Source organism: Pseudomonas sp. SR18 (assembly GCF_023701505.1).
In the GTDB taxonomy this organism is placed as follows: domain Bacteria; phylum Pseudomonadota; class Gammaproteobacteria; order Pseudomonadales; family Pseudomonadaceae; genus Aquipseudomonas; species Aquipseudomonas cyclaminis.
The window spans coordinates 156444-181803 of the sequence record NZ_JAMQAU010000005.1 but is presented as its reverse complement, the minus strand read 5'-3'; the positions used below and the strand labels follow the sequence as shown (position 1 = coordinate 181803).

19 protein-coding genes are annotated in these 25360 nt (G+C 55.0%); 8 read left to right on the top strand and 11 right to left on the bottom strand.

Annotated features, from left to right (window positions below; translation table 11 throughout):
* Positions 1-330 precede the first annotated feature (330 nt).
* The 8 genes from NDJ82_RS10220 (at position 331) to NDJ82_RS10185 (ending at position 11424) form a co-directional block, all read left to right on the top strand.
* Complete coding sequence (locus tag NDJ82_RS10220) at positions 331-2424, top strand: sulfatase-like hydrolase/transferase (protein WP_250925394.1); 2094 nt, start codon at positions 331-333, stop codon at positions 2422-2424.
* Between the two features lie 150 nt (positions 2425-2574).
* On the top strand, positions 2575-5538 hold the full coding sequence (locus tag NDJ82_RS10215) for a PEP/pyruvate-binding domain-containing protein (protein WP_250925393.1): 2964 nt from the start codon (positions 2575-2577) through the stop codon (positions 5536-5538).
* Positions 5538-6185, top strand: coding sequence for a gamma-glutamyl-gamma-aminobutyrate hydrolase family protein (locus tag NDJ82_RS10210; protein ID WP_250925392.1), 648 nt, complete (start codon positions 5538-5540; stop codon positions 6183-6185). The genes NDJ82_RS10215 and NDJ82_RS10210 overlap by 1 nt, the downstream gene beginning before the upstream one ends.
* On the top strand, positions 6176-6955 hold the full coding sequence (locus tag NDJ82_RS10205; protein ID WP_112194168.1) for a phosphocholine cytidylyltransferase family protein: 780 nt from the start codon (positions 6176-6178) through the stop codon (positions 6953-6955). The genes NDJ82_RS10210 and NDJ82_RS10205 overlap by 10 nt, the downstream gene beginning before the upstream one ends.
* A gap of 2 nt (positions 6956-6957) precedes the next feature.
* Complete coding sequence (locus NDJ82_RS10200) at positions 6958-8106, top strand: CDP-glycerol glycerophosphotransferase family protein (RefSeq protein WP_250925391.1); 1149 nt, start codon at positions 6958-6960, stop codon at positions 8104-8106.
* 13 nt (positions 8107-8119) lie between these two features.
* Entirely contained in the window at positions 8120-8347 is a 228-nt protein-coding gene (locus NDJ82_RS10195; RefSeq protein ID WP_112194166.1) for a hypothetical protein, read from the top strand.
* A 118-nt stretch (positions 8348-8465) separates the two neighbouring features.
* Positions 8466-10058 carry a YidC/Oxa1 family membrane protein insertase gene (locus NDJ82_RS10190; protein ID WP_250925390.1) on the top strand — a complete coding sequence of 531 codons (1593 nt, stop codon included), beginning with the start codon at positions 8466-8468 and terminating at the stop codon, positions 10056-10058.
* A 4-nt stretch (positions 10059-10062) separates the two neighbouring features.
* Positions 10063-11424, top strand: coding sequence for a formyl transferase (locus NDJ82_RS10185; RefSeq protein WP_250925389.1), 1362 nt, complete (start codon positions 10063-10065; stop codon positions 11422-11424).
* A gap of 84 nt (positions 11425-11508) precedes the next feature.
* Here NDJ82_RS10185 and NDJ82_RS10180 read toward each other — a convergent pair whose 3' ends face one another.
* From NDJ82_RS10180 to gyrA, 11 genes are all read right to left on the bottom strand, one after another.
* Positions 11509-12885 carry a Wzz/FepE/Etk N-terminal domain-containing protein gene (locus NDJ82_RS10180; RefSeq protein ID WP_112194160.1) on the bottom strand — a complete coding sequence of 459 codons (1377 nt, stop codon included), beginning with the start codon at positions 12883-12885 and terminating at the stop codon, positions 11509-11511.
* A 419-nt stretch (positions 12886-13304) separates the two neighbouring features.
* Positions 13305-13523 (bottom strand): lipopolysaccharide assembly protein LapA domain-containing protein, encoded by a 219-nt coding sequence (locus tag NDJ82_RS10175; RefSeq protein ID WP_112194158.1) that lies wholly within the window; start codon positions 13521-13523, stop codon positions 13305-13307.
* Between the two features lie 21 nt (positions 13524-13544).
* Positions 13545-13841, bottom strand: a complete 297-nt coding sequence (gene ihfB / locus NDJ82_RS10170) for an integration host factor subunit beta (RefSeq protein ID WP_003218804.1) — start codon at positions 13839-13841, stop codon at positions 13545-13547.
* A 132-nt stretch (positions 13842-13973) separates the two neighbouring features.
* A complete protein-coding gene (locus NDJ82_RS10165) occupies positions 13974-14258 on the bottom strand; it encodes a hypothetical protein (RefSeq protein WP_250925388.1) in 285 nt (94 codons plus the stop codon).
* 158 nt (positions 14259-14416) lie between these two features.
* Complete coding sequence (rpsA, locus tag NDJ82_RS10160; RefSeq protein ID WP_027604177.1) at positions 14417-16102, bottom strand: 30S ribosomal protein S1; 1686 nt, start codon at positions 16100-16102, stop codon at positions 14417-14419.
* A 120-nt stretch (positions 16103-16222) separates the two neighbouring features.
* Positions 16223-16912 carry a (d)CMP kinase gene (gene cmk, locus NDJ82_RS10155; protein WP_099587334.1) on the bottom strand — a complete coding sequence of 230 codons (690 nt, stop codon included), beginning with the start codon at positions 16910-16912 and terminating at the stop codon, positions 16223-16225.
* Positions 16909-19119 (bottom strand): bifunctional prephenate dehydrogenase/3-phosphoshikimate 1-carboxyvinyltransferase, encoded by a 2211-nt coding sequence (locus NDJ82_RS10150; protein WP_250925442.1) that lies wholly within the window; start codon positions 19117-19119, stop codon positions 16909-16911. The genes cmk and NDJ82_RS10150 overlap by 4 nt, the downstream gene beginning before the upstream one ends.
* 28 nt (positions 19120-19147) lie before the next feature.
* The gene (gene hisC, locus NDJ82_RS10145; RefSeq protein ID WP_191960222.1) at positions 19148-20260 is read right to left on the bottom strand and encodes a histidinol-phosphate transaminase; all 1113 of its coding nucleotides are present in this window, start codon (positions 20258-20260) and stop codon (positions 19148-19150) included.
* Positions 20261-20269: 9 nt separating this feature from the next.
* Positions 20270-21364: a prephenate dehydratase gene (gene pheA, locus NDJ82_RS10140; protein WP_003172650.1), complete on the bottom strand. Its 1095-nt coding sequence runs from the start codon at positions 21362-21364 to the stop codon at positions 20270-20272.
* Entirely contained in the window at positions 21364-22449 is a 1086-nt protein-coding gene (gene serC / locus NDJ82_RS10135; protein ID WP_099587337.1) for a 3-phosphoserine/phosphohydroxythreonine transaminase, read from the bottom strand. The genes pheA and serC overlap by 1 nt, the downstream gene beginning before the upstream one ends.
* A gap of 111 nt (positions 22450-22560) precedes the next feature.
* Positions 22561-25221 carry a DNA gyrase subunit A gene (gene gyrA, locus NDJ82_RS10130; RefSeq protein ID WP_099587338.1) on the bottom strand — a complete coding sequence of 887 codons (2661 nt, stop codon included), beginning with the start codon at positions 25219-25221 and terminating at the stop codon, positions 22561-22563.
* Positions 25222-25360: the final 139 nt, after the last annotated feature.

Below are 25360 nucleotides of genomic sequence, written 5' to 3'. Positions count from 1 at the left end.
CTGCACACAATTGAAACGCAGGCGCCCACTAAAAGCGCGAGCATTTCTGGGTAGAAGTCAACATCATCGGCAATCCAATATGGAGCCATCAGCTGGCCGATTATATGGCTATTGGAAGCTTTCAGTAACCTTTGAATACCTCCAAAACCTTCCCCTCCCCAAAAGCCCCCCCCCTACACAAGCTGGAGCCCTTCCGCGCTAGGAGCAGCGCGCCAGGACAGCAAAACGAAAACAAAGTTCGCAAATCAAGCTGAAGCTTTAGGATTTTTCCTATAAAATAATCGGCCTTATAAAAACCAGCCCACGCTCGCAAACGGACTCGCCAACTGCATGCCTATCACCTTAAAACGCTTATTACTTTCGTTCTCGGCCGCTTCTACAGTTTTTCTATGGATCCCGCTATATATCGTTTACCTAGCACTGAGCGATGTCAATTTCAGCATAAAAGAGTTTTTTCTTTTTTCTGTCGCACTGACAAGCTTAACAACCATAATTCTTTTTTTAGCCTGCACCGCTTTAGCTTGGCTACGCCTCAACTGGCTGGCATCTGGAGCTCTTTACTTTATTATATTCTGGACTTCTCTCTCAGGATTGATACTGCCTCTTGCAGGCAAAGCAGGCATGGTTTCTCCGGAAGATCTGCCGATTGACTATCGAAATCTGTTAATTGTCGCCAGTTTAAGCATCATCCTCACACTACTAACCTACACAAAAATAAAACATGCCACGTTGGCATTCGTACTCATATTACTATCAACATCTTTAGGATCTGCAGCCTACACACTTATCGAAACCGGATCATCTATGGGGCGTTTCTCTGGGCTATCCAAAAATAACAACGTCATCGTTCTAAGTTTCGACGGCATCGCCGGCAACATTGCCAAGCAGGTCATCGAAGATCACCCTTCTTTGAAAGCTTCCTTCAAAGATTTCGTTTATTATGACAACGCCATCTCGACAGCTCCGGCAACTGTAGCATCATTACGGTCTGAAATTTATGGAAACACGGACTTCCGGGCGATAAGCGGAACATCGGGCATTCTAGATAAAAAGCTGACTGACAGTAAAAACTCAATAAAGCGCGAGCAATTAGCCTCCTCAGATGTAATGACATACGGTGTGTACAGCACATTCAACGATACGCTATCAGATATTATAATTCCCGGAACCCTCATAAATAATAGTTTTAGCGAACAGGCGTCTATCGCTCTAAGCTTTTATCCGCACATCGCAGCCAGGGTTGGATCGCCCGTACTGGCCAATTTTGTAATCAACGAACTTAAAACGCTCAAACAAGCCTATCTGCAAGATTCGAAAGCGGAGCGAACCCTTGCCCACCAAGGTGCTCCATGGGATGCCCAGAACACTCTTCAGCGTGACGACCTAATAGCCCTGACCCAAAACTTACACGTCACCGAATCTAAGCGTACAGTACGCTTCATGCATTTTTTGCACACTCACTTCCCCGTAGACTTCGACGAAAGCTGCGCTTACAGGAGCGACAACGCGGAGTGGTTCAGCAAGAACCAAAATTATCAAGGATTACTTAACGAAACCTACTGCGCTCTTCAGCAAACAGCAAACTACATAGAAAAACTGAAAGCCTTGGGTGTTTACGACGAAACAACGTTCATCGTAAAAAGCGATCATGGCGCACCGGCTAACTACTTTGAGTCCGACCCCGACGGCATCACATTCAACGACCATCCTCTATGGGGCTATAATCGGTACCGTCCATTGCTGATGATTAAGGCAGCGTCAAGCAACCACGAATCAATTGTGTACGACAGTAACTTAAGGAGCCTTTCTGACCTTGCTCTCACACTGTGCGTTCACGCTGCCACTGACTCGCCGTGCACCGATTACAACGGAGTGGATCTTTTAAGCCCCACTCCCCTACATGAAGATAAAAAACTCTATTTAGATATAGTCAAGGACAAGACGTCGTCTTTCGACTTTGATACCCAGATGACAGTAGCCATCCCCAGGGACAATGACTTCCTATCCGCACTAAAATCCACCGGTGCCATATCATTCGGCGCGTCCGAAATGGCGCGCTACGAACAGCGCTTACGCGATTTGGCTGAAATTCGAGACGCACTTGAAAAGTATCATCAAGTAAAAGGCAACTATCCGCTTAGTCAAGGTTTTGACGGTCTTTACAGCATCTGGGGGCGCTCATCTGCCGATTGGATTCAAGGCCTGACACCGACCTTTATCAAGAAACTACCTCGCGACCCCGCACTCAGCGACGACCAAATCCCTCAATACCTGTATCGATCCAACGGGGCTGGCTACAAGCTGCTCGCACACGGCACATACGCTTCCTGCATGATCGCCGCCAGACTAAACCCAGAACTCGTCGACCCAATCCGCCGCTGCTTCGCCTTCGGCTATTGGAGCGAAGGCGCTCAGGGCTGGTAATGAAAAACCACGCTCTCGAATCAACGATCACAGCAGTTCACGGATAACGAGAAAACACTCATGCAGTCAGCCGTAATTTTTCTCGGGGCAGGTAAGCCCTTCCAAGGTGATGAGCACGCTGCGTTACGCAGCGCCTCCGGACACACGCGTGTGATCGACTGGCTGCTCCACGCCACGAGCTCACGGTCTCCGGATGTTCATTTTGTGGGCGGCTATAAGGTCGACTCAATCAAGGAACGCTACCCAGAGTTCAATTATTGGATCAACACGGACTGGCGGGTGACTCAATCCGCCTATTCATTTCTGCAAGTCGATCTGACCGACAAAACCAGGAGCCTGGTCTCCTACTCCGACATCCTGTTTCGTCGCAGCCTGATCGACACGATGGTGGCATCGCAGGCCGACATCAGTGTTGCCGTCGATAGCCATTGGCGTACCCGCTTCGCAGGTCGGACACGTTCGGATCTGGAGCGCAGCGAGAAGGTGTGCCTGTTCGGGCAATTGATCACACGGCTGGGGCCAGATATTCCGTCGAGCCTTGCCTCGGCGGAATTCGTTGGCTGCGTCCATTTCGGCCCCCGAGCCGTCAAATACTTGCAGGAATCCAAAGTTGACCTGCTGCAGCGCTTCCAAAAAGGTCATCTCTCGGATCTCGTCGAGGCGCTGCGTTGCCAGGGGATGAATGTACAAGCGGTAGATGTGCAGGGCGATTGGGCTGAGCTCAATGCGCCTCAAGATTTGGCGCACTTTGTGTTAGGCACCAAGGCGCAAACGCTGCGGCGCCTTCGTCGAATGGTCACGCTCAGCAGGATTGAAGCCCAAGTCAGTTTCACCGTAGCCCAGTGGCGGGAAATTCCCGACTCGCTAATCGACACCATCCAGCGAGACTTCCCCGATCAGCACTTAGTGGTACGCAGTAGTGCGCTGTCCGAAGACGGATTTGCCAACTCCAACGCGGGCGCCTACACCAGCCTGTTGAACATCGACGGACGCAATGCGTCATGCCTGAGAGACGCAATAGAGCATGTGATTGCCTCTTATAGTGATACCAACCCTGACAACCAGGTATTGGTTCAACCGATGCTGGAAAAGGTACTTGCCAGTGGCGTGGTGTTTACACGTAGCTTGAGCAGTGGAGCCCCTTATTACGTCGTCAATTACGATGACACCAGCGGCAGCACCGAATCCATCACCAGCGGCAGCAGCCACGATGACAAGACTCTTTTGTTACGACGTGATGCGTGCACGCGCAGTCCAAACATTCCAGAGCGCATGCAAGGCCTGCTTCCTGCATTGCGAGAGATTGAATCCTTGCTGGGCTACGATTCCCTCGACGTCGAATTTGCGATTACCGCCGACGCGGGGCTGCACATCCTGCAGGTTCGCCCGATCGCGGTTGACCATTCCAAGTGGGACGGCAGCGACCAAGATATTCTGACGCGCCTGGACGATGCACGCGCAGTGTTCAACCGACTGCAACAACCAGCACCGTTCATTGTGGGGCAGCGGGGCATATTCGGGATCATGCCGGACTGGAACCCTGCCGAAATCATTGGTACCAAACCGACAGCACTCTCCGTTAGTCTGTATCAATATCTGATCATGAATGAAACGTGGGCCACTCAACGCGCCGAGTACGGCTACCGGGATGTTCGGCCCCAGCCACTGTTGATCAGTTTCGCCGGCCACCCCTATGTCGATATTCGCGCCAGTTTCAACTCGTTCATCCCTCAACGTCTTGACGACGCACTGGCAGGCCGGCTGGTCGACTTCTATCTGAATTGGCTGGAGCTCAACCCACACCTTCACGACAAGGTAGAGTTTGAGGTAGTGCCCACGTGTTTTGCCTTGGACTTTGATCGCTGGCATCAGCGACTGATTGCAGAGGGCGGTTTTTCCCCACAAGAAGTTGAACAACTTCGTGACTCTCTACGGGAAATCAGCCAGAACGCCCTCTCACGCAACGGTGCTGACCTGGCAGTTGTCAATGAACTGGAGCGGCGTTTTGCACAACTGGCAGCACACCCTATTGCGCCGCTGGAACAGGTCTGGACGCTGCTTCACGACTGTCGTCGATACGGGACCCTGCCTTTCGCACATTTAGCGCGCAGTGCTTTCGTTGCCGTTACCTTCTTGCGCTCTGCGGTCAGCACCGGAGTGTTGACCGAAATGGAAATGGACGATTTCCTGAGTTCAATCCGGACTGTCAGTCACACGCTGACTCAGGATGCGTTTAGCTGCTTCAACGGCAAGATGAGCAACGAAGACTTTGTGCACAAATACGGTCATCTGCGTCCGGGCACCTATGACATTAATTCGTTGAGCTATCGTGCAGATCCTGAACGCTACCTGACACCCATCATCGAAAGTGCAGCCCTGCAAGCGTCGACCCACTTGGCCAGTGGCCAATTGTGGCAGCAAGCCCGACTACGATTTACAAACGCCCTGAACGAACAGGGAATCGTCTGCAGCGCTGACGAACTGGAGCTCTTTTTAAGAGAGGCCATCGAGGGCCGCGAGTACGCCAAATTTGCTTTCACCCGCAACCTGTCCTTGGCGCTGGACGCCTTAGTGGACTGGGCCGAGCCCTTAGGTATTTCAAGGGAAGACTTGGCCCATATCGAAATCCATAAACTCATGGCGCTGAGGGGAGCGACGTCAGATCCAAAGGAACTCAGCCGGAACTTGCTCGCAGCAGCCAATAAAGGCAGAACCGAACATGAGCAAATTCAAGTTATCGAACTTCCACCCTTGTTGTGTACCGCAGAGGATTTCAACGTATTCCTCTATCCAGCCACGCAACCCAATTTCGTAGGCACTGGCCTGGTGCGAGGAAACTGCGTAGACCTGAGCCAAAGCACGGCCGAGCAAGACCTTGTTGGGAAAATCGCAATGATCCCCCAGGCTGATCCAGGTTTCGACTGGCTATTCGGCAGACAGATTGCTGGCTTGATCACCATGTATGGCGGTGCCAACTCGCACATGGCCATTCGTGCGGCAGAGTTCGGACTACCCGCGGCGTTAGGGATCGGCGAAACGCAGTACCGCGTACTGGCAGCGGCCCAAGGGCTGGAATTGGATGCTGGCAATCGTACGATCAGAGTGATCCGGTAATGCGTATTGCGATCACCCAACGCGTCGAACGGATCCCTGGATACGACGAACAGCGCGATTGCCTTGACCAGCGCTGGTCTACGTTGATGGAAGGACTTGGTATCGATTTGGTACCCGTGCCCAACGGAATGTCATCCGTTAGCGGCTGGTTCGAACGTCAGAATGTTACCGGCCTGATCCTGAGTGGAGGCAATGATCTTTCCCACCTCCCGGCTGCGAGCAATGCCTCACCCGAACGTGATGCTGTCGAAGCCTGTCTGTTGGCCAAGGCTAGAGAACTGGCCCTGCCGGTACTGGCTGTTTGTCGCGGAATGCAGATGCTGAATCACTTTCTGGGCGGCGACCTCACACCGCTTGTCGGACACGTCAACTGCGTGCACGCCATCAACGCTGCAGCTAGCGCACCATTGTTAGCCGCTTATAGACGAGTCAATAGCTTTCATGGCTGGGGCATTCGACCTGATGGTCTGGCAGAAAACTTGCTTGCTCAGGCTTGGGCAGATGACGGATCCATCGAAGCGTTCGTTCATAACGAACTACCCTGGACAGCCATCATGTGGCATCCCGAGAGACCCTCCGATAACGCCACTCACGATGCTCAGCTTATTCGTCAGATCTTTTTTGGTAAGGACACACCATGCGCGTAATTATTCTCGCCGCAGGCCAAGGCACACGGCTACGCCCGTTCACGAATGATCGGCCAAAGTGCCTGGTTGAACTGAATGGGCGACCTCTCCTACATCGCCAATTGGAGGTTTTGAGGGCTGCGGGACTGCACACGATTGCCGTGGTAGGTGGCTATCGAGCCGACTGCCTTGAGGGTCAAGGCGTCGAAGTACTGCACAACCCCTACTTCGCCACCACTAATATGGTGTCGACGTTGTTCTGCGCAGAAGAATGGATGGATGACGCAGAGGACCTGTTGATTGCATACGGCGACATCGTCTACGAGCCTTCAGTTCTTGCAAGCTTGCTCGCCGCCGAAGCACCACTCGCAATCTCGATAGATCGAGAGTGGCGCAGGTTCTGGGAGCTGCGCATGGAAAACCCTCTTTCCGATGCGGAGACCTTGAAGCTCAACAACGATAACTGCATCACTGAGCTTGGCAAAAAACCTACAAGCTATAGCGAAGTCCAAGGGCAGTACATGGGATTGATCAAGGTCCAAAAACGCTTTGTAAAAGCGTTTCGCGACGCTTGGCACGCGATGGACCGCACTGTTTTAAGAGACGGAAAGGATTTCGACAACATGTACATGACCACGTTTTTGCAGCACCTCATCGACACCGGATGGACTGCCCGGGCTGCGTTCACTGATAACGGCTGGCTGGAAGTCGATACCGTCGACGACCTGAACCAGTATCACGACCTGCTTCGCAGTGGGCGCCTGGATACATTCATCCAACTTAAGGACTGAGCATGCTCACGGCATTTCGCAGAATGCTCCGTGAATGGAGCGGCTTGCAGGCATTCAAACGCATCCCGCGTAAAGAGCGCACGCTGGTTTTCTATTCCGAGGGGCGTGGCTACTGGACTTACTTCGAGCCAATCTACAAGGCTCTTCAAGAGAACCATGCCGCGCCCATCCTGTACGTGACATCAGCTGAAGACGATCCATTGGTGCAAACGCCGCTGGCAGGAATGCACTCCTTCTATGTCGGTGAAGGCAGCGTGCGGACACTGTTTTTTTCAACCTTGGACGCCGATGTTCTGCTGATGACCATGCCGGACCTGCAGAGCTTTCATATCAAACGCTCGCCTTTTTCGGTCCATTATGTGTATCTGCATCACTCAATCGTCAGCACACACATGATTTATCGTGCAGCGGCATTTGATCACTTTGATTCAATTCTATGCGTGGGCCCTCACCATGTGAATGAAACCAGAACCAGGGAGCAACAACTCGGGTTACCTAAAAAAATACTGATAGAGCATGGTTACGGGCGTCTCGATACGATTCTGGATAACGGCCGCCAAGGCCCACCCGAACGTCATGGAGCTCCCATCCAGATACTGGTCGCACCGACATGGGGTGAGAATGGGCTGATTGAGCGCCACGGCCTTGACGTGATCAAACCGCTGATCGATGCGGGCCTGCGGGTTGTTTTACGCCCGCACCCACGCACGCGCAAATTAAATCCCGAGATGCTGGACAAGATGATCGCACCCTATATCGACGATCCTCGGTTCCGGCTGGATGAGAACGCCGACGCCACCACCTCGCTGCTTGAATCGGATATTATGCTCAGCGATTGGTCCGGCGCTGCCTTGGAGTTTTCATTGGGACTGGAACGCCCTATCATCTTTATCGACGTGCCACGCAAGGTACTCAATCCGAAATACGCCGCCATGGGTATTGAACCTATTGAAGTTCAAGCACGTGAACACTTGGGCGTTGTGGTAACAACAGATAAATTAGCGCAGCTGGGCGAGATTGCATGCACCGTGGCTGCGGAATCGAAAAAATGGCAAACAGCACTGAAAGATGCACGTGAGCGCTGGATTTATAACACAGGGAAAAGTGGCGAAACAGCCGCTGCCTATTTGGTGTCTTTAACTAAGCAATAATGGGGTGTAGTTCATGAAAAATTCTAACTTCTCAATGGTCGCCTTGCTGTGCCTGGCCCTATTGCCAATTAATGCATTCGCCTACCTTGATCCAGGTACCGGCAGTGCCATGTTACAGGGCATCTTGGGTGCATTGGCCGCAATCGCGATGGTCATGAAACTATACTGGCACCGACTGCTGCGCCTACTCGGGCTACGCAAAGATGTCATGAAAAAAGAAACTGATACTGAGAAAAAATAAGTTAAACCGTATCCGCAAGCAGCCAGCCGCAATCGTTTAGCGCGCCTGGCGCTTGCGCGGATTAGCTCGCCTGCGATCTGAAATACCCTCCCGTCAAACGCAGCCAAAAGTTGTTCTTATGCCCACGTTTAAAAATCGTACTTCGCGCAATTGGCTTTGTTGGTTAATGCTCCTGCTTACTCCGGTAGCGCAGGCAATAAATACACCAACAACCCAGCTTTCAAATGCGAACGTGCATTTGGGCTTCAATTTATCATCAGGCGCAGTCGAACACTGGACGCTGCCACAACTCCACGGGGCATCTGGACAAGCACAGGACATGGCTGCCCCCAAAGGACAACTGTTTTTGCTGCGTGGCGAGCTGGGCGGAAAACCTCTTTCTGACTGGGAAAAAATCGCGGGCGGATGGAGGGTCGTCGAACAGCAACCCAACGCCATCGTGCTTGGCCTGGAAAGTCCTGACCTACCTTTCAGTATCAGAAAAACCTGGCGCCTGCTGGAAAACCAGTGGCGTGTGGATTTCTCTCTGGATCTGAACCTAGAAAACCTACCGCCTAGACAGACGGATCAACTGACCCTGGAAATTGGCCCCGGCATTGGTGAAACGCCTGCCACGGGTTTAGGCATGGGGCAAGACATCTACTCGTTTACCGAGGTCGTCTATAGCAACCCAGAAGGCATTACCACTCTTCGGCTAAACCACACAGACCAACCGGGTGGTTATGCATCCAGCGATGCAGAACAGTGGACTTGGGTCGGCATACAAAGCCGATACCTGGCGCTGATCATGGCACCCTCCAACGATTTAGCGAGACGTGCGGGCTGGCTTGCCAGCCTACCGCAGCCCACGGAGGGCGCGGCTGAACCGAGCGAATTCGAAACTTCAATCAATGTTCAACTACCTATTCGGGAGTCGGGCAGCCCCCCCCAGCAGTCTTATCAATGGAACGTTTTTGGCGGCGGCAAAGCCTACTCGGCACTAACAGTTCAAGCACCCGAGTTAAGCGGGCTGTTGTTCTCCAATCTGTGGGGTTGGATGCGTTGGTTGAGTTTGACCATCATGCATTTGCTGCATTTTATTCAGGGAATCGTAGGCAATTGGGGCGTTGCGATCATCCTGCTTGCGGTGCTCGTGCGCATGGCGGTATACCCAATCGCCAAGAATGCAATTCTGGCACAAAAGAAGTTCGCCGCTATTCAAGCCCGCATCCAGCCTGAGCTACAAGAGATCAGAAAAAGGTATAAAGGAGGAGAGCAAAGCGAGAGAATTCTTCAACTTTATGAGCACCATAAAGTAAACCCGTTGGCAGGACTGAAACCACTATTGATCGTATTGATTCAGGTGCCCATATTTATTTCACTGTATCACCTGCTGGGCCAGACATTCGAATTGAGAGATGCGCCTTTCTTGTGGATAAAAACATTGGCTGAACCAGACCAATTATTTTCGCTAGGGGTAGACCTTCCACTGTTTGGCGCCTATTTCAATTTACTTCCCGTACTGATGTCACTTACGACAATATTGAGCATAAAGCTGAACCCAACACCGACGCAAGATGGGCAATCAGTTCTACGCCAACACCTTACTACTGGATTGATGGGACTAGGTTTTTTCCTACTGTTCTACTCTTTTCCCTCTGGGATGGTATTGTACTGGACTGTCGCTAACATCTTGCAAGTCGCCCATCAAAAAATAACAAAGGCTGCATAACCCCATGATGATCGAGCGCTTTATCAGCGATTGCGCGTCCACCCTAAATACGCCTACCAATCTGGATGTTTATTTTGACACGGCGTCAGTGTTGCGTGCGACAGCTCAGACCATCATTTGGGGGGATGAAGAGTATCGAGCAATGGAGTTCCTCTCAAAGCGCGTAGAGATTTCTCGATGCCTCTACGAGAGCTACCAAGAGAGCGGTGCGCGTACCTCGACCAACTCCTTGGCCGACGCACTGCAACCGTTAGCGTTGGCGCTGCTGTTCAAAGACTTTAGCCGCCTATCCAATAGCCGGGACACGCCAAGCGCAGTCAAAAGGCTCAATGGCGTACTTAAATTACTGGATACCCTGACGACAAAGAGCGTCACTTTGGATCCAGCCTTGGTTTCCCTGATTAAAACGCAAGCCCAGCAGTTTCTGGCAACGCTTCAACCAGTCGCCCCTGCCCCTACGACAATCAGCAACACCATCATCCCCCCTGCCCCCCGCACGCTGCCTTTAACCGTATTATTTTGGGAAGGACCCATTGCAAGGGCGTACTTGGCAACCCTAAAAAGTATGGGATTAAAGCCAGATAAAATAATCCATCTTGTATCCAAAAATGATTTGGTGACCCAAAAACCTATCGGGCGATTCGTGCCTAGATACTTTAAGTTGGCCTACGCACAATCCCGGCAAAAAAACAGCATTCACTATTGGTCATCAACACTTCAAAAAAACGAAAATACACTCTATCGCGCGATGAGGAGCACCATTGAAAACGGACTGAAATTTCCACCAAGCGTCATCGACGACGCGTTGGCGCTAGTTGAATTGAGCGAATACTCGCCACACATAGAAACATTAATGATAGACAACCTATCAGACAATGTACTGCACGAACACCTGAGCAAACTCCAGCAAACACAAATATTATTCACTGGAGGCGGGATAGTACCAAAAAAACTTCTGGAAATTCCTACTCTGAAGTTTATTCACATTCATCCGGGCCACTTACCTGAAGTACGTGGCGCCGATTGCGTGTTATGGTCAAACCTTATGATGGGACGCACCTCAGCGACATGTTTTTACATGGCGCCGGGCATCGATGATGGCGATGTAATCCTGGCGAGCTATTTACCGCCCCTGACGCCTAGGTTGCACATAGCCCAACGAGACATTAAAACTCTTTACAGGGCTACTTATGCGTTCTTTGACCCTTGGGTGCGCGGATTTGTATTAAGACAAGCACTGATTGAGACGGACGGATTTACGCGCATTAGCGCCACACCACAAGTCGAAGCCACCAGCGTGACTTATCACTTTATGCATGCACAAATTCAACACGCCGTATTTTCAAAACTTTTCGCAGACATATAAACAAATACTCTGGAGAGCCCCGTTAACCTTAGGGATCCAGGAGACCTGGATGCAGAAATTGCGCATTCAGGCATCCTTCAGTCTTCAGTTGCTGAGGGACCGCCCAGCATGAGCAGTGTCGGACACAGCATCACCCTGCCCTCGAGGCTGCAACAGCGGCACTGAAGAGGCTGTTGCCCTAATCTTTGCGTGGGTACTGCCTGCACCAAAAATGAGTCTGCTGAGCGCAATGCAAATCCCCAGAACCAACCCCGCAAACAGGCCAAGCGCTATGACCAGTATACGATTGGGACTAACTGGCGCTAGCGGCTCAAGAGCTTGCTGGTCAACCGTCACCAACTTCAGCCCCGTCATATCAGTGTTCAAGTTACTCAAACGAGCTAGCTCTGCGCGCAATGGCTGAACGCCCGCGAGAAAAACATCCTCATTTTTCCGTGCATTCAGCACTTCAACTTCTCGATTGGAGGCTAGTAACTGGAGCTCCTTGGCAATCTGGCTGACGCGTGGATCAGTAAAGTCATCCGACCGACGCTGGTCCAATGCAACAAGCTCAGCCTTAAGTGCGTCTACCCCCATAAAATACAGAGGGACTTGCTGGTTAGTGACTTCGGTACGAATCACGCTGCCACCACCAGCATTAACCGATTCACCAAAAGAAGATGGTGTTGTCGGCTTTTGTATACCCAACGACTTGGCAATTCCAATAGCTTCCTTCAACTGATCGATACGATCGTTGCGCAATGCTTTCAATTGAGTACGCAGAGCCTTTAACTCATCTTGCAATTGCGCGCGCTTCAATGAGTCAACTTCACGCAACGTAGCAATTTTGGCTTCTTTATCAACATTGTAGTTAAAACGAGCCGAGTCAAATTTACCTTTTATCTCATTGAGTCGGTTTTTAACAATAACATTCACGTCTGCGGCTATTTGCTCTCGCTCATTACTTATAGCGTAATCAACAAAGCCATTCATAATAGCAACACCATCAATACCCTTTGGATAAGTCATGTGAAGCTTTACGTAAGCATTCAATGAAGTCTTTTTATCCGAGTCGGGCATAGTCAAATTAATTGAGTCGCGGTTGAACGCCTCAAAGCTCTGCTCAAGAGTCTGTCCAGGCCGTACAAACTTCTCGAATAAATTTTGATTGGCTCTAAAAAAGGCCAAGCGGGTATCGTATGATTCCAGCGAAGCGCCAACTTTGAGAAGCGCATCACCAGGTGACAGCTGGTAAACCTCAGATCGATTCAGCGCATCCAGTTCATTGATAGCCGCAGGGCGCAACACTGCACTAATCTCATACTTCGGAGTTGCCAGAAACGCGTAGGAGGCCGCAATAAGCCCACCTGCCAACGTTATTAGAAGCAGTAATTTTTTTTGAGGCCAAAGGGACTTAAAAAATACAACGAGATCTATTTCATCCGAAGATCGAATAGGTGGCGCCCGAAAGTTGCTACTCACAACAAAAACCTGCCTTTAAAGAGAAACTGCGGGCTCGCTATCCAGACAAAATTTTTTATGTGTACGTTAAAAATGGATGCACGCCGAATCTAGCGCACCTGCCAAATCACACACATGAAATGCCCATACTCGAGAACAATTAGCATTTTGCCATTTATCTGGCATTTTACAAGCACCGACTGGTTTGCGCGCGGCATCAGAGCTACCTGACGACAACCCTCTCAAAATCGGCCCACTGATAAAGAAACGAAAAGCATCAGGAAAACAATATAGCGCCCAATGAAACCTCCAGGCCCACTACTGGTAGATCCGCAGCATCAAAAGATTGGGCGACCACTGGGTTGCTACTTGGAGGACAACATTTGAGAGATAGCAGCTGTGCTCACCTAACCACAGAGCCGCCAGGCTCCATAGTCAATCTACGACCGACGCAAACGAATCACAGCGCCAAGTACCGGCCCCACCAACATCCCCAGAATCAGCGCCACCACCAGGTATACCGATACCGGCAGTTGCTCAGTCGACAAACCTAGGAACGAAAGGGAAACACCTTGTTGATTTTCCAGCACAAACGCTAACACCACCAGCACAACCACTAGCGTTGAAAACACAGCAACAACACGCTTAATCCCACGCATACTCTTCTCCCCCAAAAAACGTCAGACGCCCTCTTCTTCGTCTTCGTTCACTCGATCCCGCAACTCCTTGCCTGGCTTGAAGTGAGGCACGAACTTACCATCAAGACTCACAGACTGCCCGGTCTTGGGATTTCGCCCAACCCGCGGCGCGCGATAGTGAAGGGAGAAGCTCCCAAACCCGCGAATCTCAATCCGATCGCCGGTAGCCAAGCACTGGGACATTTGCTCAAGCATGGTCTTGATAGCCAGCTCCACATCCTTGGATGAAAGCAGCCCTTGATGGGTGACAATTCGTTCGATCAACTCCGACTTCGTCATATTTTTCCCTTCTTTTTCAAGCAGCTAGGAAAAGCGCTTCGAAGGTTTTAGCATGACTTGATGAATTTGAACAGCCCATGCATCAACTTATCTGCTGGCTGAATAAGCACTCGTGGCGAACACGTAATGCGCTTAATTGCAGATCACAAGCATCGTGCGAGTGACTGCCCCAGCCGGGTTCCAGCCGAACAGGTAGTCGCCCTCCTCATCCTTGGCCTCGCTTGACCTGGTGATGACCTTGTAGCCTTGCATCTTGCATTCGCGGGCGGCGCGCTGCTCGCATCTCTCCCAATGATTGCCAAGCCCCGAACAGTCGACTTCAATCCCGCTGACGCCGCGCCTCACGTGAGTTTTGGCGCTGGTGGCGGAGCAGCCTGCAAGCATTACCACTAAGAACACTACGATAAGCTTGTTCATTGGGACTCTTATTAAAACAGCAACAGGAGAGTGCTTTTATCAAGACTATAGTCAGCTCTGACACTGAGCTGTAGGCCTTGGTTCTCACTTGTTGATTCAACGAATTTCAGGCACAAAAAAGGGCGACCGAAGTCGCCCTTTTTACAGCTTTACAGAACTTAGTTCTGCTTAGCCATTGCTTCGCGCAGCAGGGAGGCCATGGTGGTCTCGCCAGTTGCAGCTTCCGGAGCGGATTTCAGGCTCTGGATAGCTTCTTTCTCTTCAACTTCATCTTTCGACTTGATGGAGAGTTGGATCACGCGGCTCTTGCGGTCAACGCTGATGATCTTGGCTTCTACTTCCTGGCCTTCCTTCAGAACGTTGCGCGCGTCTTCAACGCGGTCACGGCTGATTTCGGAAGCTTTCAGAGTCGCTTCGATATCGTCGGCCAGAACGATGATGGCGCCTTTGGCGTCAACTTCTTTCACAGTGCCTTTAACGATGGCGCCTTTGTCGTTCTCTTGAACGTACTCGGAGAACGGATCGCTTTCCAGTTGCTTGATACCCAGGGAGATGCGCTCGCGCTCTGGGTCAACCGACAGGATAACGGTGTCCAGCTCGTCGCCCTTCTTGAAACGACGAACAGCTTCTTCGCCAACTTCGTTCCAGGAGATGTCGGACAGGTGAACCAGGCCGTCGATGCCGCCGTCCAGACCAATGAAGATACCGAAATCGGTGATCGACTTGATGGTGCCGGAGATTTTATCGCCCTTGTTGAACTGGCCAGAGAAATCTTCCCATGGGTTAGATTTGCACTGCTTGATGCCCAGGGAGATACGACGACGCTCTTCGTCGATGTCCAGAACCATAACTTCCACTTCGTCGCCGACTTGTACGACTTTCGAAGGGTGGATGTTCTTGTTGGTCCAGTCCATTTCGGAAACGTGTACCAGGCCTTCCACGCCTTCTTCCAGCTCAGCGAAGCAGCCGTAGTCGGTCAGGTTGGTAACACGCGCGGTTACGCGGGTGCTTTCTGGGTAACGAGCTTTGATAGCAACCCATGGATCTTCGCCCAGCTGCTTCAAGCCCAGGGAAACGCGGTTACGCTCACGATCGTACTTCAGAACCTTGACATCGATCTCGTCGCCAACGTTGACGATTTCGGAAGGATGCTTGATACGCTTCCAAGCCATGTCGGTAATGTGCAGCAGGCCATCGACGCCACCCAGATCGACGAATGCGCCGTAATCGGTGAGGTTCTTGACGATACCTTTGACTTGTTGGCCTTCCTGCAGGGATTCCAGCAGAGCTTCACGCTCGGCGGAGTTCTCTGCTTCCAGGACGCTGCGACGGGAAACGACAACGTTGTTGCGCTTCTGGTCGAGTTTGATGACCTTGAATTCGAGTTCTTTGCCTTCCAGGTGCGTGGTGTCGCGCACAGGACGAACGTCGACCAAAGAACCTGGCAGGAACGCACGGATGCCGTTAACGTCGACAGTGAAGCCGCCTTTAACCTTACCGTTGATAACGCCCTTGACCACTTCTTCAGCTGCGAAGGCTGCTTCGAGAACAATCCAGCATTCAGCGCGCTTGGCTTTTTCACGGGACAGCTTGGTTTCACCGAAACCGTCTTCAACCGAGTCCAGAGCAACGTGAACTTCGTCACCGACATTGATTGTCAGATCACCAGCATCGTTGTAGAACTGTTCCAGCGGGATCAGAGCTTCAGACTTCAGACCAGCGTGAACGGTTACCCAGCGAGCTTGGTAATCGATATCAACGATAACACCGGTGATGATGGAGCCTGCCTGAAGGTTCAGGGTTTTTAGGCTTTCTTCAAAGAGTTCCGCAAAGCTTTCGCTCATTTTAATTCCTGTTGATAAGGGCGAAGAATACGCCCATCTCCACACCCCAGACGGTGTGGGTCAGTTTCAGTTAAAAGAAGCCACCGCAGGACTATGACTGGTCCCCTGCGGCCTTCTTGATCACCCGGCGATATCGCGAATGGCGATTTCACTCATGATGCGTTCCAGCACCTGCTCGATGGACAACTCCGTGGAATCCAGCTGTATGGCATCAGCCGCCGGCTTTAGCGGGGCTACTGCGCGCTGGGTATCACGCTCATCGCGTGCACGGATCTCATCTAGCAGACTCGACAGACTAACACCATCGACTTTGCCCTTCAACTGCAAGTAACGGCGGCGTGCCCGCTCCTCGGCGCTGGCGGTCAGGAAAATCTTCAGCGGCGCCTCGGGAAACACCACCGTGCCCATGTCACGACCATCTGCCACAAGGCCCGGTGGCTCCTGAAAAGCCCGCTGACGCTGCAGCAACGCGTCGCGCACGGCCGGCAGCGCGGCGATCTGGGAGGCCCAGGAACCCACTTGTTCGTTACGCAGGTCATCCGTCACATCATCCCCTTCCAGGATAATGCGCTGAGGATGACCTTCCGTCGCCCCGACGAACTGCACATCAAGGTGCGCCGCCAGCAGCTTCAAGGACTCTTCGTTGGTCAGGTCCACGCCATGGTTGCGTGCGGCAAATGCCAGCAGGCGATACAGCGCGCCGGAATCCAGCAGGCACCAGCCGAGGCGCTTGGCCAGGATGCCGGCGATCGTGCCTTTGCCCGAGCCACTTGGCCCGTCGATGGTAATCACCGGTGATTTGATATTCACAATTGAGCCTCTTGGGCAACACGGATGCCGACTTGGGCACACAGTGTAAGAAAATTCGGAAAAGACGTAGCAACATTGGCGCAGTCACGGATACGAATCGGCGCAGTCGCCCTGAGGGACGCTACGCTGAACGCCATGGCAATCCGGTGATCACCCTGGGCATGAACTTCACCCCCGCCCATCAGGCCGCCGTCAATGATAATCCCATCGGAGGTGGCTTCACACTTCACGCCCAGCGCCAGCAGACCGTCGGCCATCACCTGGATACGGTCAGACTCCTTTACGCGCAGCTCCTCAGCCCCACGCAAAATGGTCCGACCCTCTGCGCAGGCCGCCGCAATAAACAACACTGGAAATTCATCGATGGCCAATGGCACAAGGGCTTCTGGAATCTCGATACCCTTCAGCGACGCAGCACGCACATGCAGGTCTGCGACAGGCTCACCACCGACTTCGCGCTGGTTTTCCAGGGTGATATCTGCGCCCATCAGCCGCAGGATATCGATTACCCCGGTGCGAGTAGGGTTGATGCCGACATGTTCCAGCAGCAGCTCGGAACCCTCGGCAATCGACGCCGCCACCAGGAAAAACGCAGCAGAGGAAATATCCCCTGGCACTTCAATATGGGTAGCCGTCAGTGCATATCCCGATTCAACCGACGCAGTAGCGCCCTCCACCAGCACCGGATAGCCAAAACCGCGCAACATGCGCTCGGTATGATCGCGGGTCGGTGCAGGCTCGGTCACCGCAGTTTTGCCGTCGGCATACAACCCGGCCAGCAACAAGCAGGATTTGACCTGGGCGCTGGCCATCGGCAACGCGTAGTCCAAGCCTTTAAGCGACTGCCCGCCACGAATGGTCAGCGGCGGACGCCCTTGCGGCGCGGTCTCGATCACTGCGCCCATTTCCCGCAGCGGCTTGGCCACCCGGCTCATCGGCCGCTTGGACAACGACGCATCGCCTGTCAGCACGCTGTCAAAGCGTTGCGCCGCCAGCAACCCGGACAACAGCCGCATGGACGTGCCCGAGTTCCCCAGATAAATCGGCCCCGGCGCTGGCTTCAAGCCATGCAAGCCCACGCCATGAATGATCACGCGCCCATGGTGCGGGCCCTCAATGACCACACCCATGTCGCGAAACGCCTGCAAGGTCGCCAGGGCATCTTCGCCCTCAAGAAAACCTTCAACCTCGGTCACGCCATCAGCCAATGAGCCCAACATGATCGACCGATGGGAGATCGACTTGTCACCCGGCACCCGGATGCGCCCGCTCAAGCGGCCGCCCGGATTGGCGAGAAAGGCCAGCTCATCGACGTTCACAGCGGTTTCCATATAGGCACGCCGCGCCAGGATCTTGCTGAAATGCTCACGCGCCACCCGCGCACGGGTGAACACGCCCAACAACTGATGACCATCACCCGCATCGACCGCATCACGCAGCGCATCGAGATCACTGCGGAAGGTGTCCAGGGTGCGCAACACCGCTTCGCGGTTGGCGAGGAAGATGTCGTGCCACATCACCGGGTCGCTGCCGGCAATCCGCGTGAAATCGCGGAAGCCACCGGCGGCGTAGCGGAAAATGTCCAGGTTCTCGTTGCGCTTGGCCAGGGAATCCACCAGGCCGAATGCCAGCAAATGCGGTAAATGGCTGGTCGCCGCCAGCACTTCGTCGTGACGTTCGACTTGCATGTGTTCAACGTCCGCTCCCAGCGCGCGCCAGAGACGATCCACCACGGCCAACGCAGCCGGGTCGGTTTGTTCAAGCGGCGTCAGGATCACCTTATGCCGACGGAACAGCTGCGCATTGGACGCCTCCACCCCGCTCTGCTCGGAACCAGCAATCGGGTGGCCCGGCACGAAGCGCGCAGGCATACCGCCAAAAGCCAGTTGCGCCGCGCGCACTACATTGCCTTTGGCACTGCCGACGTCCGTAAGAATCGCCTGACCCAAGTCCATGCCAGCCAGCACTGCCAGCAACTTCTCCATGGCCAGGATCGGCACCGCGAGCTGGATCACATCAGCCCCCTGGCACGCGAGCGCCAGGTCTGCTTCACAGCGATCCACCACGCCCAGCTCAACCGCGAGCTTGCGCGACTGCGGGTCCAGGTCGACGCCGACCACTTCGCCACACAGCCCGCTTTCACGCAGGCCTTTGGCGAAAGAGCCGCCGATCAACCCCAGCCCGACCACCACCAGGCGACCGATCATAGGCACAGCAGGTTGCAATGCAGTGACATCAACCACGAGCCAGAACCTTGGCCAGCGCCTCCAGGAAGCGACTGTTTTCAGCCGGCAAACCGATGGTGATACGCAGGTGGTTCGGCATGCCGTAGTTGGCCACCGGACGCACAATCACACCCTCGCGCAACAGGCCCTGGAACACAGGCGCAGCCACTTGGCCGAGGTCGACGCAGATGAAGTTGCCCTTGGACGGAATCCAGCCCAGGCCCAACTCACGCAAGCCTGCCTGCACCTGCAGCATGCCGCTTTCGTTGATCCGGCGACCCTCTTCCAGGTACTCGGCATCCTTCACCGCCGCACAGGCCGCCGCCAGGGCGAGGCTGTTGACGTTGAACGGTTGGCGCACGCGGTTCAGCACATCAGCCACGACCGCCGTGGACAGGCCATAGCCAACCCGCAGCGAGGCCAGGCCGTAAGCCTTGGAGAAGGTGCGCGACACCAGCAGGTTCGGGTACGCCGCCAGGAAGTCCAGGCCATCCGGCAGGTCGCCGCCTTCGGCGTATTCGATGTAGGCCTCGTCCAACACCACCAGCACGTGCTCTGGCACATCCTGCAAAAACTCGTTCAGCGCCTGCTCATCGAACCAGGTGCCGGTCGGATTGTTCGGGTTGGCGATAAACACCACGCGGGTCTGGGCATCGATGGCCGCCAGCATCGCTGGCAGGTCATGGCCCCAATCCTTGGCAGGAATCACACGCGCGTCAGCACCGACGGCCTGAGTGACGATCGGGTAGACCGCAAACGCGTGCTCACTGAACACCGCATTCAGGCCCGGCGCCAGGTAGGCACGACCGACCAGCTCAAGGATGTCGTTGGAGCCGTTGCCCAGCGTCACCTGGTTCAGCTCAACCCGGCATTTTTCTGCCAGCAACGACTTGAGGGCAAAGCCGTTGCCATCGGGATAACGGGTCAGCTCGGCCAGCTCTTCACGAATCGCCGCCAACACTTTGGGGCTCGGGCCCAGCGGGTTTTCGTTACTCGCCAGCTTGACGATTTTGGACGGGTCCAGGTTCAACTCACGCGCCAGCTCGTCCACAGGCTTGCCCGGGACGTAAGGCGACAGTTGTTGCACGCCCGGCTGAGCCAGGGCGAGGAAGTTGCCACTCATGTTAACGCCTCACAAAACCGCTTTCGGGTAAGAGCCCAGCACCTTGAGTGCCACAGCCTCTTGACTGATTTTCTCGAGCACACCTTTGACCAGCGGGTCGCGGTGATGGCCGATGAAGTCGATAAAGAACACGTAGGTCCATTTACCGCTGCGCGAAGGACGAGTCTCAATGCGCGTCAGGTCAATCCCATTGTCATGGAACGGCACCAGCAGCTCATGCAGCGCGCCGGGCTTGTTGCTCATGGAGACGATGATCGAGGTCTTGTCGTCGCCGGTCGGCGGCACTTCCTGGCTGCCGATCATCAGAAAGCGCGTGGAGTTATCCGGGCGATCCTCGATTTTCTCGGCCAGGCGCGTCAGGCCGTACAGGCCTGCGGCCATATCGCCGGCAATCGCCGCCGAGTTCCACTCACCCTTGACCCGCTTTGCCGCTTCGGCGTTGCTGGACACCGCCACGCGCTCGACATTCGGGTAATGGGCATCCAGCCACTTGCGGCACTGGGCCAGGGACTGGGCGTGGGAGTAGATGCGGCTGATGCTGTCGGTCTTGGTGTTCTCGCCCACCAGCAGGTGGTGGTGGATACGCAGCTCGACTTCGCCGCAGATCACCATGTCATGCTCAAGGAAGCTGTCCAGGGTGTGGTTGACCGCGCCCTCGGTGGAATTTTCCACCGGCACCACGCCAAAGTTCACCGCACCGGCCGCGACTTCACGGAACACTTCGTCGATGGCCGCCATCGGCTTGCTGATCACCGCGTGGCCGAAGTGCTTCATGGCTGCCGCCTGGGTAAACGTACCTTCAGGACCGAGGTAAGCCACCTTCAGCGGCTGCTCCAGCGCGAGGCACGACGACATGATTTCACGGAACAACCGCGCCATCTCTTCGTTGCCCAGCGGCCCCTTGTTGCGCTCCATCACGCGCTTGAGCACCTGGGCCTCACGCTCGGGACGGTAGAACACCGGCACTTCGCCTTCAGCCAGGGACGCCATCTTTACCCGTGCCACTTCCTGGGCGCACCGCGCACGCTCACTGATCAGTTCCAGGACTTTCTCGTCCAGGCTGTCGATGCGTACACGCAGGGCCTTGAGCTCTTGTTCAGACATTAGCCGTGTTCCTTTTCGAACTCTGCCATGTAGGCCACCAGCGCGTTGATCGCGTGGATGTCGACAGCGTTATAGATGGAGGCGCGCATGCCGCCGACTGAACGATGGCCCTTGAGGTTCAGCAGGCCACGCTCGTCGGCACCGGCCAGGAATGGCTTGTCCAGACGGTCGTCAGCCAGGCGGAACGGCACGTTCATCCACGAGCGGTCGGTCAGGTTGATCGGGTTGCTGTACAGGCCGCTGGCGTCGATGAAGTCGTACAGGGTGCGCTTCTTCTCTTCGTTGAGCTTGCCCATGGCGGCGACACCACCCTGCTCTTTCAGCCACTCGAACACGAGGCCGGACAGGTACCAGGAAAACGCCGGCGGGGTGTTGTACATCGAGCCATTGTCGGCCGCGACCTTGTAGTTGAGCATGGTCGGGCACAGCGAACGGGCACGCCCCAACAGGTCTTCGCGGACGATGTTGACCAGGATGCCACTTGGGCCGATGTTCTTTTGCGCACCGGCGTAGATCATGCCGTACTTGGACACGTCGATCGGGCGCGAAAGGATGTCCGAAGACATGTCGCACACCAATGGCACATCGCCAACTTCCGGCACCCAGTCAAATTCCAGGCCGCCGATGGTTTCGTTCTGCACGTAGTGCACGTAGGCAGCGTCCTTCGACAACTTCCATTCGTTCTGACCAGGAATGGCGAAGTAGTCGTAGGGCTTGGCGGTGCCGGCCACATTGACGTGACCGTAGCGCGAGGCCTCTTCAATAGCCTTCTGACCCCAGATGCCGGTGTCGATGTAGTCGGCCGTGCCGTCTTCCGGCAGCAGGTTCAGCGGGATCTGAGCGAACTGCTGGCTCGCGCCGCCTTGCAGGAACAGCACTTTGTAATGGGAGGGGATGTCCAGCAAGTCGCGCAGATCCTGCTCGGCCTTGGTCGCAATGGACACGAACTCATCACTGCGATGGCTCATTTCCATCACGGAGAGGCCTTTTCCATGCCAGTCGAGGAGTTCACCCTGCGCACGCTGCAGGACTGCTTCAGGAAGCGCCGCGGGACCGGCACAGAAGTTATAGGCTCTCTTGCTCACATCCAATCTCACTCTGATCTGGTGGGGTGGTGCAATAAACGGGTATTTCAATACTTTCATAAGGGACAAACAACAAGGGGGCGAATCTTCATCCGCCCCCTGTGTGTCCGCTTATTCCTGCGGTTCTTCTTCGTCTGCGGCAGCGTCGAGGGTTGGCTCGTCGACGATATCATCGCCGCTTGCCATTACCTCACGTGCGAACTCGGCATCGGCCTCGTCCAGCTCTTCACCTTCCACTTCCGATGGTTCCTGGACACGCTCCAGGCCTACCAGTGTCTCGTCGCTGGCCAGCTTGATCAGCGTCACGCCCTGGGTGTTACGGCCCAGGCTCGACACTTCAGCCACACGGGTACGCACCAGGGTGCCCTGGTCGGAAATCAGCATGATCTCCTCGCCGTCGAGCACCTGGACCGCGCCGACCAGACGGCCGTTGCGATCGTTGCTGACCATGGCGATAACGCCCTGGCCGCCACGCTTGTACTCCGGGAACTCGCCGATGGCCGTACGCTTGCCATAGCCACGCGCCGAAGCGGTCAGGATCTGGCTGCCTTCTTCCGGGATCAGCATCGAAATCAGCTTCTGCCCTTCCGGCAGACGCATGCCGCGCACACCGCGGGCGGTACGGCCCATGGCACGCACGTCGGATTCCTTGAAGCGCGTGACCTTGCCGCCGTCGGAGAACAGCATGACTTCACGCTCGCCGTCGGTGATGGCGGCGGAGATCAGCACGTCGCCTTCGTCCAGCTCCAGGGCGATCAGGCCCACGCTGCGCTGGCGGCTGAAGGATTCCAGCGGGGTCTTCTTCACGGTGCCTTTGGCAGTCGCCATGAAGATGAAGTGACCTTCGGTGTATTCGTCTACCGGCAGCATGGTGGTGATGTATTCATCACTGTCCAGCGGCAGCAGGTTGACCAGCGGACGACCACGGGCGGCGCGGGAGGCTTCCGGGATTTCGTAGGTTTTGAGCCAGTACACCTTGCCCTTGCTGGAGAACAGCAGCAGCGTGGTGTGGCTGTTGGCGACCAGCAGGTGAGCGATGTAGTCCTCATCCTTCACGCCAGTAGCCGATTTACCTTTACCGCCACGACGCTGGGCCTGGTACGCAGCCAATGGCTGGGTCTTGGCATAGCCGCCGTGGGAGATGGTCACCACGCGCTCTTCTTCCGGGATCATGTCACCCAGAGTCAGGTCGAGACGGGCATCGAGAATTTCGGTGCGACGCACGTCGCCGTATTCGGCGCGGATCACTTCCAGCTCTTCGCGGATCACTTCCATCAGGCGCACGGCGCTGTTGAGGATGCGGATCAGCTCGCCGATCTGGTTGAGGATCTCCTGGTACTCGGCCAGCAGTTTCTCGTGTTCCAGGCCGGTCAGACGGTGCAGACGCAGTTCCAGAATGGCCTGGGCCTGTTCCGGCGACAGGAAATACTTGCCTTCGCGCAGACCGTATTGCGGGTCCAGGGTCTCCGGACGGCACGAGTCGGCACCGGCACGTTCAACCATGGCCACTACGGCGCTGGATTCCCACGGCATCTTGATCAGTGCTTCTTTTGCTTCCGACGGGGTCGGGGAAGCTTTGATCAGGGCGATAACCGGGTCGATGTTCGACAGTGCAACCGCCTGGCCTTCCAGGATGTGGCCGCGTTCGCGGGCCTTGCGCAGTTCGAACACGGTACGGCGGGTGACTACCTCGCGGCGGTGACGCACGAAGGCTTCCAGCAGGTCCTTGAGGTTCAGAATGCGCGGGCGGCCATCGATCAGCGCAACAACGTTGATACCAAACACGCTTTGCAGCTGGGTCTGGGCATAGAGGTTGTTGAGGATCACCTCAGGCACTTCACCGCGACGCAGCTCGATCACGACGCGCATACCGTCTTTGTCGGACTCGTCGCGCAGCTCGGTGATGCCTTCCAGCTTCTTCTCTTTGACCAGCTCGGCGATCTTCTCGATCAGGCGCGCCTTGTTAAGCTGGTATGGGAGTTCGGTGATGACGATCTGCTGGCGGCCACCGACCTTGTCGATGTCTTCGATCATCGAGCGGGCACGCATGTAAATGCGGCCACGGCCGGTGCGGTAGGCTTCGATGATGCCGGCGCGACCGTTGATGATCGCGGCAGTCGGGAAATCCGGGCCCGGGATGTACTGCATCAGCTCATCGACGGTCAGCTCGGGGTTGTCGATGAGGGCCAGGCAACCGTCGATGACTTCACCGAGGTTGTGCGGCGGGATGTTGGTCGCCATGCCCACGGCGATACCGCTGGAACCGTTGACCAGCAGGTTGGGAATACGGGTCGGCATGACAGCCGGGATCATTTCGGTGCCGTCGTAGTTCGGCACCCAGTCCACGGTTTCTTTATGCAGGTCGGCCAGCAGCTCGTGCGCCAGCTTGGTCATGCGCACTTCGGTGTATCGCATGGCCGCGGCGTTGTCGCCGTCGACGGAACCGAAGTTACCCTGGCCGTCTACCAGCAGGTAGCGCAGGGAAAACGGCTGGGCCATCCGAACGATGGTGTCGTACACCGCAGTGTCGCCGTGAGGGTGATACTTACCGATCACGTCACCGACAACACGGGCAGATTTCTTGTACGGCTTGTTCCAGTCGTTACCCAGCTCGCTCATCGCGAACAGCACACGCCGGTGCACGGGCTTCAAGCCATCGCGCGCATCAGGCAGTGCCCGACCGACAATTACGCTCATCGCGTAGTCGAGGTAGGACTGTTTCAGCTCGTCTTCGATATTGACCGGGAGGATTTCTTTGGCCAGTTCGCCCATGAGAAGCCTGATTCCTTTTTCGGGTGAAACCTCGTCACATCCATATGGGACGAACGAAGCTCGCCGCTGCCGGCAGAGTGCCTGACAACGACTTACGACAAATCAACGAGTTATGACACGGATCTGCACGTTATAGGCA